The organism is Pseudomonas bohemica (assembly GCF_002934685.1).
GTDB classification, from domain to species: domain Bacteria; phylum Pseudomonadota; class Gammaproteobacteria; order Pseudomonadales; family Pseudomonadaceae; genus Aquipseudomonas; species Aquipseudomonas bohemica.
The window spans coordinates 1-17001 of record NZ_NKHL01000069.1; the positions used below are offsets into that span (position 1 = coordinate 1).

Annotated in this window: 14 protein-coding genes; 3 read left to right on the forward strand and 11 right to left on the reverse strand. The window is 59.9% G+C overall.

The window, feature by feature from the left end; all coding sequences use genetic code 11:
- Positions 1 to 101: 101 nt before the first annotated feature.
- The 7 genes from CE491_RS02155 to puuE all read right to left on the reverse strand — a co-directional run bounded on the left by CE491_RS02155 (position 102) and on the right by puuE (position 7334).
- Positions 102 to 890 carry an outer membrane protein OmpK gene (locus CE491_RS02155; RefSeq protein ID WP_110946730.1) on the reverse strand — a complete coding sequence of 263 codons (789 nt, stop codon included), beginning with the start codon at positions 888 to 890 and terminating at the stop codon, positions 102 to 104.
- Positions 891 to 1261: 371 nt separating this feature from the next.
- A complete protein-coding gene (locus CE491_RS02160; protein WP_110946731.1) occupies positions 1262 to 2617 on the reverse strand; it encodes a nucleobase:cation symporter-2 family protein in 1356 nt (451 codons plus the stop codon).
- A 188-nt stretch (positions 2618 to 2805) separates the two neighbouring features.
- Positions 2806 to 4110 carry a urate hydroxylase PuuD gene (locus tag CE491_RS02165; RefSeq protein WP_110946732.1) on the reverse strand — a complete coding sequence of 435 codons (1305 nt, stop codon included), beginning with the start codon at positions 4108 to 4110 and terminating at the stop codon, positions 2806 to 2808.
- Between the two features lie 50 nt (positions 4111 to 4160).
- Complete coding sequence (locus CE491_RS02170; protein ID WP_110946733.1) at positions 4161 to 4664, reverse strand: ureidoglycolate lyase; 504 nt, start codon at positions 4662 to 4664, stop codon at positions 4161 to 4163.
- A gap of 192 nt (positions 4665 to 4856) precedes the next feature.
- Positions 4857 to 5852, reverse strand: coding sequence for an allantoicase (gene alc / locus CE491_RS02175; RefSeq protein WP_110946734.1), 996 nt, complete (start codon positions 5850 to 5852; stop codon positions 4857 to 4859).
- Positions 5853 to 5895: 43 nt separating this feature from the next.
- The gene (uraD, locus tag CE491_RS02180; RefSeq protein ID WP_110946735.1) at positions 5896 to 6411 is read right to left on the reverse strand and encodes a 2-oxo-4-hydroxy-4-carboxy-5-ureidoimidazoline decarboxylase; all 516 of its coding nucleotides are present in this window, start codon (positions 6409 to 6411) and stop codon (positions 5896 to 5898) included.
- The gene (gene puuE, locus CE491_RS02185) at positions 6408 to 7334 is read right to left on the reverse strand and encodes an allantoinase PuuE (protein WP_110946736.1); all 927 of its coding nucleotides are present in this window, start codon (positions 7332 to 7334) and stop codon (positions 6408 to 6410) included. Before puuE ends, uraD begins: the two co-directional genes overlap by 4 nt.
- A gap of 403 nt (positions 7335 to 7737) precedes the next feature.
- Between puuE and uraH the strand changes: the two genes are divergently transcribed.
- On the forward strand, positions 7738 to 8091 hold the full coding sequence (uraH, locus tag CE491_RS02190) for a hydroxyisourate hydrolase (protein WP_110946737.1): 354 nt from the start codon (positions 7738 to 7740) through the stop codon (positions 8089 to 8091).
- A 172-nt stretch (positions 8092 to 8263) separates the two neighbouring features.
- Entirely contained in the window at positions 8264 to 11434 is a 3171-nt protein-coding gene (locus CE491_RS02195; protein WP_110946738.1) for a dermonecrotic toxin domain-containing protein, read from the forward strand.
- A gap of 43 nt (positions 11435 to 11477) precedes the next feature.
- Here the strand turns inward: CE491_RS02195 and CE491_RS02200 are convergent, their stop codons facing one another.
- Together CE491_RS02200 and CE491_RS02205 are read right to left on the reverse strand one after the other, a co-directional pair.
- Positions 11478 to 12104 carry a LysE family translocator gene (locus tag CE491_RS02200; RefSeq protein WP_110946739.1) on the reverse strand — a complete coding sequence of 209 codons (627 nt, stop codon included), beginning with the start codon at positions 12102 to 12104 and terminating at the stop codon, positions 11478 to 11480.
- Between the two features lie 88 nt (positions 12105 to 12192).
- Positions 12193 to 13539: an NCS2 family permease gene (locus tag CE491_RS02205; protein ID WP_110946740.1), complete on the reverse strand. Its 1347-nt coding sequence runs from the start codon at positions 13537 to 13539 to the stop codon at positions 12193 to 12195.
- A 344-nt stretch (positions 13540 to 13883) separates the two neighbouring features.
- On the opposite strand from CE491_RS02205, the gene CE491_RS02210 reads away from it, so the two are divergent.
- Positions 13884 to 14648: a GntR family transcriptional regulator gene (locus tag CE491_RS02210; protein WP_110946741.1), complete on the forward strand. Its 765-nt coding sequence runs from the start codon at positions 13884 to 13886 to the stop codon at positions 14646 to 14648.
- A 94-nt stretch (positions 14649 to 14742) separates the two neighbouring features.
- Here CE491_RS02210 and guaD read toward each other — a convergent pair whose 3' ends face one another.
- On the reverse strand, positions 14743 to 16059 hold the full coding sequence (gene guaD, locus CE491_RS02215; RefSeq protein ID WP_110946742.1) for a guanine deaminase: 1317 nt from the start codon (positions 16057 to 16059) through the stop codon (positions 14743 to 14745).
- A gap of 24 nt (positions 16060 to 16083) precedes the next feature.
- Positions 16084 to 16947 carry a xanthine dehydrogenase accessory protein XdhC gene (xdhC, locus tag CE491_RS02220; protein WP_110946743.1) on the reverse strand — a complete coding sequence of 288 codons (864 nt, stop codon included), beginning with the start codon at positions 16945 to 16947 and terminating at the stop codon, positions 16084 to 16086.
- Between the last annotated feature and the right edge of the window lie 54 nt (positions 16948 to 17001).

Consider the following 17001-nt stretch of genomic DNA (forward strand, 5'->3'; position numbering starts at 1 on the left):
CGCCATCGCGGGCAGGCGCGCGCCTACAGGTCGGTGCTCTTTGCGAGCACCCTGCGAGTCAATTGCGGTGCGCAGGGATTGCTGGCCCGCGCCGCGATGGATCAGAAGAACACTTTCACCAACAAGCTCGCGGTATTTTGATCGGTATCGAAGTACCGGGTGTCGTTGACCCCGTACTTGTTAGTCCAGTAGTCATATTCGATACCCACATACAACTGACGATCAGGCAGGTTCAGCGCCTTGCCCAGGTCGTATTTGATCTGTGGGTTGAAGTGCAGGTTGGAGTGGTAGTCGCCTTTGGTGTTGGACTGTTTATTGTCCACGACCCAGTCCATGTAACCGTCGATCAGGATGTCGGACTTGCCCACCGGAATGGTATAGGACCAGACCGGCGTGATCTGCCAGGCGCCATACCCCGCACGGTGCCCGTCGTTATAGCGCTTGTAGAAGTTGAGCTGGAAGTAATCGAAACCGGGGATATTCAAATCGAAGCCCGGACCGATCAGGTACGACTCGACATCACCCTCACCAAACTCGTAAGTCCCTGCCAATAACACGTCTTTGATCGGACCGAGTTCGAACTTCTGATCGAAGATCTTGCCCAGCGAGAGGCGAGGGGAGAACTCGCCGTAGAGCGTGTTATTGCCCTCGCCCGAATCCTTCTTGCCGTTGTAGAAGATGTTATCGACAAACAGGAAGTTGTCACCGTATTTCCAGCCATCAGCATGTTCGAAGGTAAATGTCTGCTGGATTTCCGGGTTAATGGCAAAGTCCTTGCCGTAGAGATACGTCAGGCTGTTGCTCTGCCACTGCAGCAAATCGCCGGACATTGCCGGAGTGGCGGCAAGCAGGCTGCCGACGGCCATCAGGCTGGAAAGCGTGCGGTTCATGCATTTACTCCCTAGGGTGAAAAGTCGTTGTCTGTGGTGATCGACGCTCTGTTTCGGCGCCTTTTCCTTGCTGTTTTAGTTGTCCGTTTGGTCAACTTCTTATTGTTAGCAAGAGCTGCGCCAATACCCTGAAAAAAGACGTAAAAGTCTCGCCGGCTGTTTGAAAAACAGTCGGATCGGGGGTTTTTCCATGCCTTTTCGGTGGCGCAGTGACCGATCGGTTAGTTGTCCGGTCAGTCAGAATATTGTGCGGTGGTCGTCAGACCCTGTTTTTTGAGTGCAGCGAGGCGGCGGCGGAGGATACTGACTCGCGCAGTCGTCCTCAAGTGCTCTGTGACAGAGCAGTCGAGTCGAAAACAGGGCATCGATCACTAGTGCGAGTGCATCGGCCCTGCCATGGCCGCTCGTTCCGCGCCACCAAGCACGTTGAACAGCAGGTTCAACAGCACCGCGCTCAAGGTCGCCATAGCGATGCCGCTGTGGGTGATCGGCCCCATCCAGTGTGGCAAGTGGCTGAAGAACTCCGGCCGCACCACGGGGATCAGGCCCATGCCGATGCTGACCGCGACCAGCAACTGATTGCGACGGTCGGAGATGTCGGCTTCCTGGAGGATCTTGATGCCGGTGGCGGCAACCATGCCGAACATCGCAATCGCCGCGCCGCCCAGCACCGCCGGTGGAATCGACGCCACCAGGTACGCCGCTTTGGGCAACAGGCTGAGCAGAATCAGGAAACCCCCGGCGACGATGGTGACCGAGCGACAGCGCACGCCAGTCATCTGCACCAGGCCGATGTTCTGGGCGAACGAGGAGTGGGTGAAAGTGTTGAGCAAGCCCGCCAGGAACGAGGCCGCCGCATCGCACAGCAACCCGCGACGGAGCATGCCTGGCGTCACTTCGCGATCGGTTATCTTGCCGAGCGCCAGGAACATCCCGGTGGATTCGACGAAGATGATCACCACCACCAGACACATGGAGAGGATCGGGGCGAGGCTGAATTGCGGCATGCCGAAATGCAGCGGCGTGACCACTTTCACCCAGTCGGCCTGGGCCAGGCCGCTGAGGTCGACCATGCCGATGAACCCGGAAAGGATGTAGCCCAGCCCCATGCCGATCAGCACCGAGATGTTGACCCAGAAACCGTGCATGAAGCGGTTGATCAACAGGATCGTCAGCAGCACCAGCGCGGCCACGCCCAGGTACAGCGGGTCGCCGAAACTCACGGCCTTGTTGCCGCCGCCGGCCCAGTTCACCGCCACGGGGAACAGCGACAGGCCGATGGAGGTGATGACCGTGCCGGTGACCAGCGGCGGGAAGAAGCGCACGATCCTGGACATGAACGGGGCGATGAGCATGCCGAAGAAACCGGCGGCGATGGTCGCGCCAAAAATCCCCGGCAGGCCCACGCCTGGCATGCCGGCCATGGCGACCATGCTGCCGACCGCCGCGAAACTGGCACCCATCATGATCGGCATGCGGATACCGAGCGGGCCGACACCCAGAGACTGCACGACCGTGGCGATGCCGGCCACCAACAGGTCGGCATTGATCAGGAAGGCGATTTCTTCACGGGAGAGGCCAGCGGCCTGGCCGATGATCAGCGGCACCGCAACGGCACCCCCGTACATCAACAGGACGTGTTGCAGGCCCACCAGAATCAGTTGCATCAGTGGCAGGGGCTGTCTTGGTGGCGCAGCAGGGATGCGCGCGTGAGTTGACTCGGACATGCAACACCTCATTGTTCTTATTTTTGGGTACGCCCGCTGCAGCCGGGCGGTGAAACGTTGGTCTTGTAAGAGAGCGCCCGCCCGCGATTGCGGTGTTTGTGTGACAGATTGGTCGGCTGACACAACCCATCGCGGGCAAGCGCGCTCTACAAGGGATTTCATGTGACCCGGCAAACCGGGCCGTTTGCTCAGTTCGTCTGCGCTCCCTTGTCGATCCACTGTCCCAGCAGATCACGTTCCTGCTGGGTCATCTGCGTGATATTGCCCAGCGGCATGATTTGCGCGGTCACGGCCTGGGCCTGGATGCGCGGGGCCAGTTGCTGGATCTGCTGCGGTGTGTCGAACATGATTCCCGCCGGTGCACTGCTGAACAGCGGGCTGGTCGGTTTGGCCGAATGGCAGACTGCGCAGCGTTCCTGAATCACGCTGTGGACCTTGTCGAAATCCACGCCGCCGGCATTGCTGGCCTGGGCGGGTGCGGCCGCAGGAGCAGGTGCTGGCGCGACTTCAGGCTTGGGCTCGTCAGCACGATGACCACCAATCGCCGTTGCAGGCAGTGGCTGGTATTCGATCTTGGCGACTTCCGGGCCACGTGGCATTTGCGCAGGGCCAGTCACATAGGCCAGGCAGATCATCCCCAGCGCACCGACCGGCAAGGCCCAGGCGAACTTGTGGCTGTTGTGGCGAGTGTTGAAGTAGTGACGCACCAGCACTGCACATACCGCGATCGCCGCCAGGATCAACCAGTTGTACTGACTGCCGTAGGTGCTCGGGAAGTGGTTGCTGATCATGATGAACAGCACCGGCAGGGTGAAGTAGTTGTTATGGCGCGAACGCAGCAGGCCCTTGGCAGGCAGCGTTGGGTCCGGCGTGCGATTTTCGGCGATGGCGGCAACCAGTGCCCGTTGCGCCGGCATGATGATGCGGAACACGTTGCCCACCATGATGGTGCCGATGATCGCGCCGGTGTGCAGGTACGCACCACGGCCGCTGAACACCTGGCTGAAGCCATAGCAGGCGCCGATGACCAGCACGAACAGCACCAGACCCAGCAGGCCGGGGCGCTTGCCCAGCGGCGAGTCGCACAGCAGGTCGTAGATGAACCAGCTGGCAATCAGCGAACCGATGCCGATGGCGACACCTTCAGGGCCGGTCAGCGTGCTGCCTGGCGCCAGCAGATACAGAACCGGGTTGGAGTAGAACACCACGCACAGCAGCACGACGCCCGACATCCAGGTCCAGTAGGCTTCCCATTTGAACCAGTGCAGGTTGTCCGGCATGGTCGGTGGGGCGAGCTTGTATTTTTCCAGGTGATAGATACCGCCGCCGTGGATCGCCCACAGGTCACCGGACAACCCGTTCCGCGGGTTGACGCGGTTGAGGTTGTTCTCCAGCCAGACGAAGTAAAAGGATGCGCCGATCCAGGCGATCCCGACGATCATGTGAATCCAGCGCACGCCCAGATTCAGCCATTCCATCAGATGTGCTTGCACAGTGTGTACCTCGTGCCTGTCGTCACTTGCGGACGTTCAGGCGCTCTCTCTTATAAATGGGGATCGAGAATCATCTTCTGACTCTCTTCGAAGAAATGCTCATCGCAGTTATTGCCATTGCCACTGCGATCAACCACCAGGAAGTCATCCCGCTTTTCGATCGTCAGCACCGGGTGGTGCCAGACGCCGCGATGGTAATTAACACCCTGCCTGCCATTGGTGATGAAGGCGCGGGTCAACTCTGGTTCAGGTGCGTCGCCAAATGGCGCGACCACGACCAGAAAAGGGTTGCCGAGCAGCGGAATGAAAGCCTGGCTGCCCAGCGGGTGGCGTTCCAGCATGCTCACGGTCAACGGCATGTCCAGCGCGTCGGCGCGGAAGATGCTGATGATCGCCTTGTCTTCCGGCGTCGCCGTCTCAACCTCGGCCAGACGATGGAAGCGCATGGTCGAGCCGTTGTTGATCATGAAATGATCGCTGCCATCGGTTTCGATGACATCACCGAAAGGGGCGAAGGCTTCTTTGGTCAGCGGTTCGATGATCAGTTTGCGCATGCGGGTTCTTCTGTTCTCAGGTTCAGGATAAATGTGCATCAGGGCCAATCATGGATCTTTGGTTTACACACTTGCTGTGGGAGCCGAGCGTGCTCGCGAAGCGTTCGGTACATCCGACACATTCTTCAGCGTTCAACGCACCGCATTCGTGAGCGAGCTCATTCCCACAGTTGAAAACACAGCCTGGGGCGTTTACTTCGCGACCTTGCCCAACACCCGCAACCGGCTCACGCCACCGTCCGGGAACACGTTGAGGCGAATGTGGGTGATCGGGCCCAGCGCCTTGATCTGTTCAACGAAGGTGTGCTCGGCGTGCATTTCCAGTTTCTGGCTCGGCAGCAGCTCACGCCAGAACAGACTCTGGGTTTCGATCTGGCTGTCGGTGCCGCCTTTGACGAACGCGCCCTGGATCGAGCAGCTGTCCGGGTAGTTGCCCTTGAAGTGCAGAGTGTCGACGACGATCTGCTCGACTTCACCGGCATGCCCGAGCGCCACGATGACCCAGTCGTTGCCCGGCGTGCGACGACGCGCGGTCTCCCAGCCGTCGCCCATGTTCACGCCACGGCCTGGGTTGAGGATGTTGCTCATGCGACCGAAGTGCTCGTCGGAGCAGGCCAGGGCGCGACCGCCATTGAGCGCTGCCGCCAGGTCCACTTGCTCGTTATCGCCTACGGCCGACCAGTCGCGATGGGGCACGCCGTATACGCGTAGACGCGCTACGCCGCCGTCCGGGTAGATGTTGAAACGCAAATGGCTGTAAGCCTTGGCGTCGCTGATTTCATGGTAGTGATGGCTGTCACCTTTGAGTTCTACCGCTGGCAACACTTCAGTCCACACAGTGTTTTCGTCCGGCTCGCCCGAGGCCAGGAAGCAGGCTTCCAGGGAGGCCGATGGCGGGTAGTTACCGGTGAAGTACGAGGTGTCGATGTCCACGCCCTTGATAGCACCGGCCACGCCCAGGCGGATCACCGCGCTGTCATAACCTTCGAAACGCTTGCGGCGCGATTCCCAGCCGTCCATCCATTTGCCGTTGTCGTCGAACACCCCTTCTTTCCACACCGCCGGGGTCGGCTGGAACAGGCGGTTGGCGTCGGCGAACCAGTCGTCGGTCACGGACAGGATTTTGGTGCCCAGACGAGCGTCGGCCAGGTTGACGAATTTTTCGAAGGGTACGGCGTAAGCTTTCATTCTTTTTGTCTGCCTTAATAATGGGCGCGGGGATGGTCAGGGCTCAAAGCGCTTGCAAACGGAACATTGCGATCTTGTTGATCTCGGCCAGGGCGCAGGCGAACTCGGTTTGGGCCGAGTTGTGAATGCGCGTCTCGAACGCCGCGAGGATCTGATGCCGGTTGCTGCCTTTTACCGCCATGATGAAGGGGAACGCGAACTTGGCCTTGTAGGCGTCGTTCAGCTCGGTGAAGCGTGCGAACTCTTCAGCCGTGCATTGGTGGATACCGGCGCCAGCCTGTTCATTGGTGCTGGCTTCGGTCAGTTGGCCTTGCACGGCGGCTTTGCCGGCAAGATCCGGGTGAGCGTTGATCAGCGCCAGTTGCGTGGCATGATCGGCGCTCAGCAGGATGTCGCTCATACGCGCATGCAGCGTCTCGATGTCATCGAGGTCGTTGCCATTGCCCAAGTCATAGGCCTTTTCGGCGACCCAGGGCGAATGCTCGTAGATGTCGGCGAAGGCTTTGACGAAGTCTTCGCGGCTCAGGGATGAAGGGGTCAGGGTCTGGAAGCGGCTCACTTGGCGGCTCCTTTGAAAGGATGAACGTCGTGCCAATGGCGGGCAATTTCCACGCGACGGGCGAACCACACCTGCTCATGGCCTTTGACGTATTCAAGGAAACGCTGCAGCGAGGCCAGACGGGCAGGGCGCCCGATCAGCCGGCAGTGCAGGCCGATGGAAAGCATCTTCGGCGCCTCGGCACCTTCGGCGTACAGTACGTCGAACGCGTCCTTGAGGTAATCGAAGAAGTCGTCGCCCTTGTTGAAACCCTGCACCTGGGTGAAACGCATGTCGTTGGTGTCCAGGGTGTACGGAATCACCAGGTGCGGCTTGCCGGTGGGGTTGTTCGGCTCCCAGTAGGGCAGGTCGTCGTCATAGGTGTCGCAGTCGTAGAGAAAGCCGCCTTCTTCCATCACCAGCCGGCGGGTGTTGGGGCCGGTGCGACCGGTGTACCAGCCCAGTGGACGTTCGCCGGTAAGTTCAGTGAGGATGCGGATCGCTTCGAGCATGTGCTCGCGCTCCTGGGCCTCGTCCATGTTCTGGTAGTCGATCCAGCGATAGCCGTGACTGCAAATTTCATGACCTGCTTCGACCATCGCGCGAATCACGTCCGGGTGACGCTGGGCGGCCATGGCCACGGCGAAGATGGTCAGCGGAATATCGAATTGCTTGAACAGCTTGAGGATCCGCCACACGCCCGCCCGGCTGCCGTATTCATACAGCGATTCCATGCTCATGTTGCGCTGACCCAGCAGCGGCTGGGCAGCGACCATTTCGGAAAGAAACGCTTCGGATTCCTCGTCACCGTGCAGAATGTTGCGCTCGCCGCCTTCTTCGTAGTTGAGCACGAACGACAGCGCGATACGGGCATTGCCTGGCCAGTGTGGATGGGGCGGGTTACTGCCGTAACCGATCAGGTCGCGTGGATACTCGGCGCTCACTGCAATCTTCCTTATCTACGTGTTGTCTGTGGCGGTGGCCGTCATCGATCGTGCATCTAGCGTGATCGTGAGGTAGGACGCTGCCGCTGCGATGGAACGATTGTATACAAGTTTATTTGCGATTTGTAAGCCTGTTTTTCGCTTTTCTCATGCCGTATATCACTGCAAGAAACTTGCCTGAGTGGTCAGGATCTATGGAAAAATCCCAATGCGTTCCTTAGTGCCCGTGAATTCGGGGCTTTCGCCGGCAGCGCGAACCTGACACCGAGAAAAGTCATTTTTATTGTGTACAATTTATTTTGAAAGTGTCTTAATCGCTCATCGCTCGCCTTTTTTCATGCGCTCAAGGCACTGAAAGAGTGCGATCCCCCCATTCCAATGATCAAAGAGGCATTGACACGCCATGGGACGACTGACCACACACGTACTGGACGCCGCGCACGGCTGTCCGGGCAGCGCCATCCGCGTGGCCCTGTATCGAGTCGAAGGTGAACGCCTGGAAAAAATCGCCGAAGCGCTGACCAACAGTGACGGCCGTTGCGATGCACCCTTGCTACAGGGCGATGATTACCGTTCGGGTGTCTATCAATTGCAATTCAGCGCTGGTGATTACTACCGCGCCAAGGGCGTGAAACTCGGCGACCAGGCGTTTCTTGACCAAGTGGTGCTGCGTTTTGGTATTGATGCCAGTCAGGATCATTACCATGTCCCGCTGCTGATTTCGCCGTACAGCTATTCCACCTATCGCGGTAGCTAGGCAACACGCGTGACCCGTTTCACGGTTTGCCCCTGTTCCTCTTGCCCGCCCCACACTGCGGGCTTTTTTTCGTCCGGCAATCGGCCCCTGCGCTCGATATATATGTATAGAGGGCCGTTGCACGATCTGTGGAAACTCCGGTGCTTCTATTTCCGTGCCGGAGCACTTGTTGATGAGTACAGATACCTTACAGCCGCTCAAGCTGATCGAAGAGCCCGAAGCCCGCGATCGGGAGCTGCTGGAATTCACCCTGCCGATGCCTGACTGGCTGGGTGCCGCGCCGCAGAGTGTCCGCGACCAATACAGTGCGCAACTGATTGCCTACCATGGGTGCGCCGCCCGGCTCGAGGCGCATCTTGACGAGGTGCTGCCTTCGTTTCAGGACTTCGTCCTTGAACGATTGAGGACGCGGATCAAGGCTGATCTGGGCATCGATATCAGCCCGGGCGCCGTGACCATCGAGTTGCCAAAAAGAGTCTGGCGCGACTACGACATCGACCCGCAATTCGGCCGAGTGAAGAGCTATTCGGCGCCATGGGTCGCCAGCACCGAGCGTGAGCGGTTCAGCCTCCCGGAGCTGACGCAACGCAACTTTCACCCGGACGATGAGCAGATGGCCCGCCGCTTTGCCTTTGCCGGTATCGAGGTGGATCACCCCGCGCCGCCCGAGGGCCTTACAGCGGAGTATCTGCACACGCTCATCCCGCAGCTGGACGTTGCCCAGGGCTACCGAACCAGGCTCAGGGAAATCTTTCGCGTGCCGCCGATGCTGTCGGAGCAGGGCCAGCTCGATGCCGATCTTCTGCTTGAACCTTATGAACGTCAGATTCAGCTCCAGGCGTTCTGCGAATTCGTCCGCAGACGTCTGAGCGAGGAGGGTTATCAACTGCTGACGCTGGCGGCACAGGCACGTTCCAGAGCCGAAACCGATGCCGCGGGACTGGAGATGAATTGGCTTGAGTTCAAGCCAGGGGTCTCGGTGAGCGGGGAGCACGACAGCCATACGCTGAGCGGGCTTTGCCTGATCCGTGACCGTCTGACCAACCGCTCGCTGATCTATTTGCCGGACGCGCCGATGGACATCGTGGCGATCGAGGCCGCTGATCCTGGCCATGCGCTGTCGCGGCTGATCGAGCACCTGAACAGCAAACCGCCGCTGATCGATTATCTGGCCGAACGCACCCTGGACACGCAGAACACCGCCCAGCACGTCAGTTATATCAACCAGGCGCTGGCGCGTCGGTTCGAGGGGTTTATCCGCTGCGTCCCGGCGCTCGATCTGCAACCCGCGGCACAGCAGCTGCACGCCCGAGCGTCAATCCTTCATCGAATGTCCAGGGCTGGCGCGCGAAGCAGGTTCGATCTCGATACCGAACGCAATGCGCAGCGCAACGAGACCATCCTCATGTACTTCAAGTCGCTGTTGGGGCTGTTGCCCGGTATCGGCACCCTGGTGAGCCTTCAGGACGGCTGGCGTGACGGTCACGATGCCGCGCAGGCGTTCAGAGAGGGGCGAAATGACGATGCGCTGCTGGCCCTTGGCAGCACGGCGCTGAGCCTGCTGGACGTCGTGTTCTCTGTGGTGCCCGGTGTGGTCACGGTTTGCCTGATGGCCCGGATCGGACGTCGCGGCGCTGGATTGCGCAGTGCTGCCACGGCGACACGGTGGCCGGTGCTCAAGCCCTTCGAAGGCTATGAGGTACAGACCACGTTGACTGGCGCGCGCCCTCAAACCGGTCGCGACAGCGGCACGCTACTCAAGGACGGCCAGCTTTGGATCCAGCGTGAAAACAGGGTGTACGCGGTCTACCGCCGCCCGGGTGAGCAGACCCTGCGCCTGAAGAAAACCGCGCAGCACGGCTATGAACCGCCTGTGCGAGTGGACAGCGGCAGATGGGTGTATCACTCGGATGTCGGACTCAAGGGCGGGGTGCGTTCGGCAGTTGCCGAAACCCTGATCGCGCAGGCCCATGGCGATCCGGCTTTCAAAGGTCGCCACGCCCGGCAGTTGCTCGATCAGTATCGGTTTCCGCCTGAGCGGCAGCGCCGCCTGGAGCTGGATATCGCGGTTCACTACCAACAGCACCGCGCGGTGCCTGACTGGGCCGAGGCCTTTCGCCGTCCGCAGCTGCCGGAAACCGCCGCCCAGCCTGGTCCCAGTGGTGTCAAACGCAAGGATCCGCCCACCAGCGAAAACCCACAACGCTCAGCGGCGGAATCTGCTCCGGGTGCCGCCAGCGTGGCCGCCGCGCTGGCGGACGCACCCGCCGGCCCTGAAAGCTGGAAAGGCTGGGCGCGCCCCGTTGGGGATGTCGAGGCCCTGCAGCACGTCGAAGTGCATCCCCCCATCTTCAGGCTGGCCGCTGAACACGACAGGCGTTTCATAGAGATGGACGGCTCGTGGTACGACATCCTGCCGAGCGGCGCGAGCCAGCACCCTACGATCGTGTTCTTGAAAAATCCCAATGCGTTCGAAGACAGTTTTTCCGGCCTGAATCAGACCCTGCGTGCCAATCGATACGACCAACCCGTGATGGCGTCCTGCGAGGCGGGACGCTGGACCGTGCATGGCCCCTTGTTCAAGAAGAAACTCGAGCTATTGGTCGAGCAGGCGCGGCCGGGAATGACTCCCACCACCAACAGGATTCTGGCGGAAAAAATCTACGAAAGTGCTGACCCCGCTCATACCGGCTTGACCGGAACGCGGCTGATCAACATAAGGGCAACGCTCAATGCCTGGCAAAAGGGCGAGCTGGCACCTTTGAGCGGTCTGAACGATCCGTTGCTGCTGCTGGAAGGATCACGCGCGACCGGCGTCGGCACGGCCCATCCGCGCATCAGGCTCAGTTACGGGCCGTCGCTCGAGCCCTTCAATCGTCTGGATTTCACGGCCAGCGAGCCCCGACTGGCCAGCCTGCTGAATGCTGTGACCAGCGGACCGCACTACGGCATGACCGCCAGGACAAATGTGCGCGAATTCATGTCGGCGCTAATGTCCCGGGCCGGTTACAGCATGGTCTCGGCCGATGAGGCAGTATTGAGAACGCGGCTGATTCTGTTGTTTCGACGGCCGGGTCAGGAGCAGTTGTACATGATGAAAATGCGCTACTTCTCAGGCGTTTGCTGGGACCTCAATATCCAGGATGGCGACCGTACCTTGCCTCTGTCCAACCGCTGGATCGACGAATGGCTGAGCGCTCATCCCGACGATAATGCCCTCAAGGTGCTGGTCGAGGCGCGCGACCAGGGCCGTCTGGTGAAACTGGTCGGTGGCGTCAAGATGGGCAGCAGCATGCATGCGGGGGCTCAGGTCTTCGTGCAGCGGGTTGCGGGTGATTTCTGAGTTTCAAGTCGCCGCCAACCGTTGGCGGCGACCCCAAGGTCCATCAGTGGCTAAGCAGTGCCGCCGTTCCCGCGCCGCCGAACAGCCCGGCGCTGACGCGGTTGAACCAGCTCTGGCCCTTACCGGTGCGCAAGTAGCGTGCGGCGCCCTGGGCGCTGAGGCCGTAGAACAGCTTGCAGGCCAGATCCAGCAGGGTCCAGGTGATGATCATGGTGATCAACTGGCCGAGGAACGGTTGTTCGGCCTTGAGGAACTGCGGCAGGAAAGCGGCGAAAAACAGGATGTCCTTCGGATTGCTGCCACCCAGGACGAAGGCGCGGCCGAACAGCGAGCCGAATCCGGGCTTGCTCACCGCTGTCGGCACTTGCGAGGCGGTGGCCGGCTGGCGCGATTGCTTCCAGCTCTGCCAGGCGAGGTAGAACAGGTACAACCCGCCGACGATCTTCAGCGCGCTGAACAGCTGTTCCGACGCCATCAGCACCGCACCAAGACCCAGCGCCGAAGCACTAAGGAGGCAGATCGACGCACAGACCCCGCCCAGAAACGCCGGGTACGAGCGCAGCAGGCCGTAATTCAGGCTGTTGCCGATCATCAGCAACGACAGGGGCCCCGGGATCAGAATCACCACCAGCGCAGCGCCGCTGAACAGCAGCCAGGTTTCCAGAGTCATTTCAATCGATCTCCTGTATTTCGATCAGCAAAAAATGCTGCCCGGCGTTGACGCAGGACCCTACAAAAGAGAACGCATCAAATTCAATTTACAAAAACACGAACTTGGCAATGAAGATCGCGCACAGCGCCCACAGGCTCACCGAAATTTCCTTGTGACGCCCGGTGCCCGCCTTCAACACCACATACGTGATGAAGCCCAGCGCGATGCCGTCAGCCACCGAGAACGTCAGCGGCATCATGATCGCGGTGACGATCGCGGGAATCGCATCGGTGGCATCGTCCCACTCGATATGCGCCATGCCGCCCATCATCAGCATCGCCACGTAAATCAGCGCGCCTGCGGTGGCGTAGGCCGGAATCATCCCCGCCAGCGGAGCGAAGAACATCGCGGCGACGAACAATACGCCGACCGTCACGGCGGTCAATCCGGTACGACCACCGGCTGCCACACCCGAGGCACTTTCCACATAGCTGGTGACCGGCGGCACACCGACCATCGCACCAAACACGCTCGAGGCACTGTCGGCCTTCAGTGCGCGGGACAGGTTCTCGATGCGGCCATCCTCATTCACCAGGCCTGCACGTTGGGCCACTCCCATCAAGGTGCCCGCAGTGTCGAACATGTGCACGAACAGAAAGGCCAGCACTACGCTGATCATGCTGACGTTGAACACACCGGCGATGTCCATCGCCATCCAGGTAGGTGCCAGGCTCGGCGGCGTGGAGAAGATGCCGTTGTAATGCACCAGCCCCAGGCCCCAACCGGCCAGCGTCACGGCGATAATGCTAATCAGGATCGCGCCGAATACCCGGTGGTAGCTAAGCACCGCGATCATCAGAAAGCAGATCGCCGCCAGCAGCGGACCGGGCTCACGCAGCGAGCCGAGCTTGATCAGCGTCGCCGGGCTGTCGACCACGATGCCAGCGGTTTTCAGACCGATCAGGCCAAGAAACAGACCGACCCCGGCGCCCATCGCAAAGCGCAGGCTCACTGGAATGCTGTTCAGCAGCCATTCGCGAATCCTGGAGAGCGTCAGGACCATGAAGATCAGCCCCGAGATGAACACCGCCCCCAGCGCTGTCTGCCAGCTGTAACCCATGGTGCCGACCACAGTGTAGGTAAAGAACGCGTTGAGCCCCATACCCGGCGCCAGGCCCACCGGCCAATTGGCGTACAGACCCATCAATAGGCAACCCAGCGCGGCGGCGATGCAGGTGGCGACGAATGCGGCGCCGTGATCGATGCCGGCGTCGGCCATGATGTTGGGGTTGACGAGAATGATGTAGGCCATGGTGATGAAGGTCGTCAAGCCTGCCAGCAGCTCGGTTCGAACGGTCGTGCCATGCAGGCTCAGCTTGAAGATACGCTCAAGCAGCCCCGTGCGCGGTGGCGTGAGATCCAGCGGCGCGGCTTCGGTTTTGCGACTTTCCACAATGAATTCCTCGGGACGTTTTTGTTGTTTTTTTTAGAGCCGGTAACTGCTCCGTGAGGCGAATCGACCGTCAGCTCATTTTGTTGACTGAAAGGTCAGAAACGTGCACGAGCGAATTATGCTTTTGTATACAAAAATTGCAAATAATGTTTTTGATTTTGTCGTCGGGATTTTCAGAATTGTGTGCATAACAGGGGGTGCAGCAGAAATCTGTTCAGACTTTGCACACTGTGTACAATACGCCATTACTTTTACTGTGACTTTGCACTGATATCTGCTATTGCTTTTGTCATCAGCAGTCACGGTTACGGCCCTTGCGCCGCATTCAGTTCTTACGAGTGCCCATGAACGATCAGTTGCAACCTCTCAAGAAACAGTCACGCGCCGTCAAGGCAGGCCGCAGCGGCACCCAGGACGACATCGTCTACGCGCATATTTTCGAGGCGATTCTCGAACAACGACTGGCGCCCGGCACCAAGCTGAGCGAAGAAGCGTTGGGCGAGATTTTCGGCGTCAGTCGCACCATCATTCGTCGCGCATTGTCGCGTCTGGCCCACGAAGGCGTGGTGCTGTTGCGCCCCAATCGTGGTGCAGTGGTCGCAAGCCCGAGTGTTGAAGAAGCTCGCCAGGTGTTCTTCGCCCGACGCATGGTCGAGAAGGCCATTACTGAACTGGCGGTCGAGCACGCCAGCGCCGAGCAGCTCAGCGAACTGCGCAAAATGGTCAGCGACGAGCGCGACAGTTTTTCCAGAGGCGATCGAGGTGCCGGTATTCGCCTATCCGGCGAGTTCCATTTGAAGTTGGCGGAAGCGGCGAAGAACGCGCCGCTGATCAGCTTCCAGCGCAGCCTGGTGTCCCAGACTTCGTTGATTATTGCTCAGTACGAAAGTGGAAATCGCTCGCACTGTTCCTACGACGAACACACTCAGTTGATCGATGCCATCGAAGCTCGCGACGCCACGCTGGCGGTGAGCCTGATGATGCATCACATGGACCACATCGACAGCAAACTCAACCTCGACGAAGACAGCGCATCGGACGATCTGCACGCGGTGTTTTCGCACCTGATGCTGCCGAAGAAAAAGTCGGGGCGTAGTACGGCGGTGTGAGCGCTTGTAGTGGCTGCAAATCTTGCGTCAAATACCAAACCTGTGGGAGTGAGCTTGCTCACTCCCACAGTGGTTTTTCGGTGTGACGATATGTCTATGCAATGCTTTGGCGCTTATGCACCAAAACCCCTGCCGAATAGGTCTCGCTGACCGTCCTGTCATCCCCCAGCGTCATCAATACGAACAATTGCTCTTCGATGCTGGTCGCTTGTTTCATGCGATAGGACAGCAGCGGGGTGGCGTTGAAATCCAGCACCACGAAGTCGGCCTCGGTGCCTTGATGCAAGTTGCCGATCCTGTCCTCCAGGCGCAGCGCCCGCGCGCCACCGAGGGTCGCCAGGTACAGCGATTTGAATGGGCTAAGCTTGGCGCCTTGCAACTGCATCACCTTGTACGCCTCGTTCAGCGTCTGCAGGATCGAGAAGCTGGTGCCGCCCCCGACGTCAGTGCCCAGTCCCACATTGACCTTGTGCCGTTCGGCCATCGGCAGATTGAACAGACCGCTGCCCAGGAAGAAGTTGGACGTCGGACAGAAGGCGATGGCTGAGCCGGTCTGCGCCAGACGCTCACACTCCTGATCGCACAAGTGCACGCCATGGGCGAACACCGAGCGCTCGCCCAACAGCTTGAAGTGATCGTAGACATCCAGGTAGTTCTTGCGCTCCGGAAACAGCGCCTTGACCCACTCGACTTCCTTGAGGTTTTCGCTGATGTGGGTCTGCATGTACAGGTCCGGGTATTCGGTCAGCAGCTGACCGGCGAGGGCGAGTTGCTGCGGCGTGCTGGTCGGCGCGAAGCGTGGCGTAACCGCGTAATGCAAACGGCCCTTGCCGTGCCAGCGCTCGATCAGTGCCTTGCTGTCGACGTAGCTGGACTCGGCGGTGTCCATCAGATAATCCGGGGCATTGCGGTCCATCATCACTTTGCCGGCGATCATGCGCAGGTTGAGCTTTTCGGCGGCACTGAAGAACGCCTCCACCGACTCCTTGTGGCGACTGCCGAACACCAGCGCGGTGGTGGTGCCGTTGCGCAGCAGCTCCTTGATAAAGATGTCGGACACTTCAGCGGCGTGGGCAGGATCGGCGAACTGACGCTCGACAGGGAATACGTAGGTGTTGAGCCAGTCCAGCAACTGCTCGCCGTAGGAACCGACCATACCGGTCTGCGGCAAATGGATATGGGTGTCGATGAAACCGGCGGTAAGCAGTGCGTCGGTGTAGGTCACCACCTCGACGTCGCTCCCCAGGCTGCCCAATAAGTCCTTGGCATGGCCGACGGCGGAAATCTTGCCGTTCTCGACCACCATCAGGCCATCTTCGAAATACTCGTAAGACGCTTCGACCACCACTTCGGCAGGGTCGGCGATGCTGTGGACGATGGCGGCGCGGTAGGCTTTCTTTTCAGTAGTCATTTTTGCAGTTCGTTCTTCTAGGGTTCATTGGGCCTGGCTACGACGCGAAACGGGCATCAGCTTGGCAACCGGTTCGGACGTCGAACTTTGCTCACCGCTCTTGATTGCGCTTTCCATACCAAAATGGGCGTTATAAGTGGCGATCACCTCGGCGGCGACCGACACGGCGATTTCAATCGGCAGCTTGCCCTTCACTTCGGCCAGGCCCATGGGGCAGCGCATGCGCTGTACCAGTGCCGGTTCAAAACCGCGATCGCGCAGGCGATGTTCGAACTTCACGCGTTTGGTCTTCGAGCCGATCAACCCGAACCAGGTGAAGTCGCCGCGCTTGAGGATCGCGGCGGTCAGTTCCAGATCCAGCTGGTGATTATGGGTCATGACGATGCAATAACTGCCTGCTGGCAGATTATCCACTTCGTCGACCACCTCTTCATTGACGATCTTCGTTACGCCTTCAGGCAACTGCGTGGGGAATTGCGCTTCCCGCGAGTCGATCCAGCGCACCCGGCAGGGCAAGCTGGCCAACAGCGGCACCAGCGCGCGACCGACATGGCCGGCGCCGAACACCGCGATCTGCGCCTGGGGCTGGCCCATGGGCTCGAACAGCAGCACGTTCACGCCGCCGCAGCATTGACCCAGGCTGGCGCCGAGGCTGAAACGTTCGAGGCGGGTCTGCTGGGTGCCGCTGGCGAGCATCTCGCGCGCGATTTCCATGGCCTTGTATTCCAGATGGCCGCCGCCAATGGTGTCGTAGATCCGCTCGGCGCTGACCACCATCTTCGAGCCCGCATTGCGCGGCGTCGAGCCACGCTCCTCGATGATGGTCACCAGCACGCAGGCTTCACCCTGGGTTTGCAACTCGGCGAGGGCGCTGATCCAGTTGTTCATGTGTTTCTCCTGATCACCGTTGTGGCAGATCAAAAATCCTGTTGCCTGTTCCGG

What these genes read in the sequence shown, in the direction of transcription:
- guaD (WP_110946742.1), bottom strand. Translation starts at nt 16,059, where the DNA reads ATGACTACTGAAAAGAAAGCCTACCGCGCCGCCATCGTCCACAGCATC.
- CE491_RS02170 (WP_110946733.1), bottom strand. Translation starts at nt 4,664, where the DNA reads ATGCGCAAACTGATCATCGAACCGCTGACCAAAGAAGCCTTCGCCCCT.
- alc (WP_110946734.1), bottom strand. Translation starts at nt 5,852, where the DNA reads ATGAAAGCTTACGCCGTACCCTTCGAAAAATTCGTCAACCTGGCCGAC.
- CE491_RS02160 (WP_110946731.1), bottom strand. Translation starts at nt 2,617, where the DNA reads ATGTCCGAGTCAACTCACGCGCGCATCCCTGCTGCGCCACCAAGACAG.
- uraH (WP_110946737.1), top strand. Translation starts at nt 7,738, where the DNA reads ATGGGACGACTGACCACACACGTACTGGACGCCGCGCACGGCTGTCCG.
- CE491_RS02210 (WP_110946741.1), top strand. Translation starts at nt 13,884, where the DNA reads ATGAACGATCAGTTGCAACCTCTCAAGAAACAGTCACGCGCCGTCAAG.
- CE491_RS02195 (WP_110946738.1), top strand. Translation starts at nt 8,264, where the DNA reads ATGAGTACAGATACCTTACAGCCGCTCAAGCTGATCGAAGAGCCCGAA.
- CE491_RS02155 (WP_110946730.1), bottom strand. Translation starts at nt 890, where the DNA reads ATGAACCGCACGCTTTCCAGCCTGATGGCCGTCGGCAGCCTGCTTGCC.
- CE491_RS02200 (WP_110946739.1), bottom strand. Translation starts at nt 12,104, where the DNA reads ATGACTCTGGAAACCTGGCTGCTGTTCAGCGGCGCTGCGCTGGTGGTG.
- xdhC (WP_110946743.1), bottom strand. Translation starts at nt 16,947, where the DNA reads ATGAACAACTGGATCAGCGCCCTCGCCGAGTTGCAAACCCAGGGTGAA.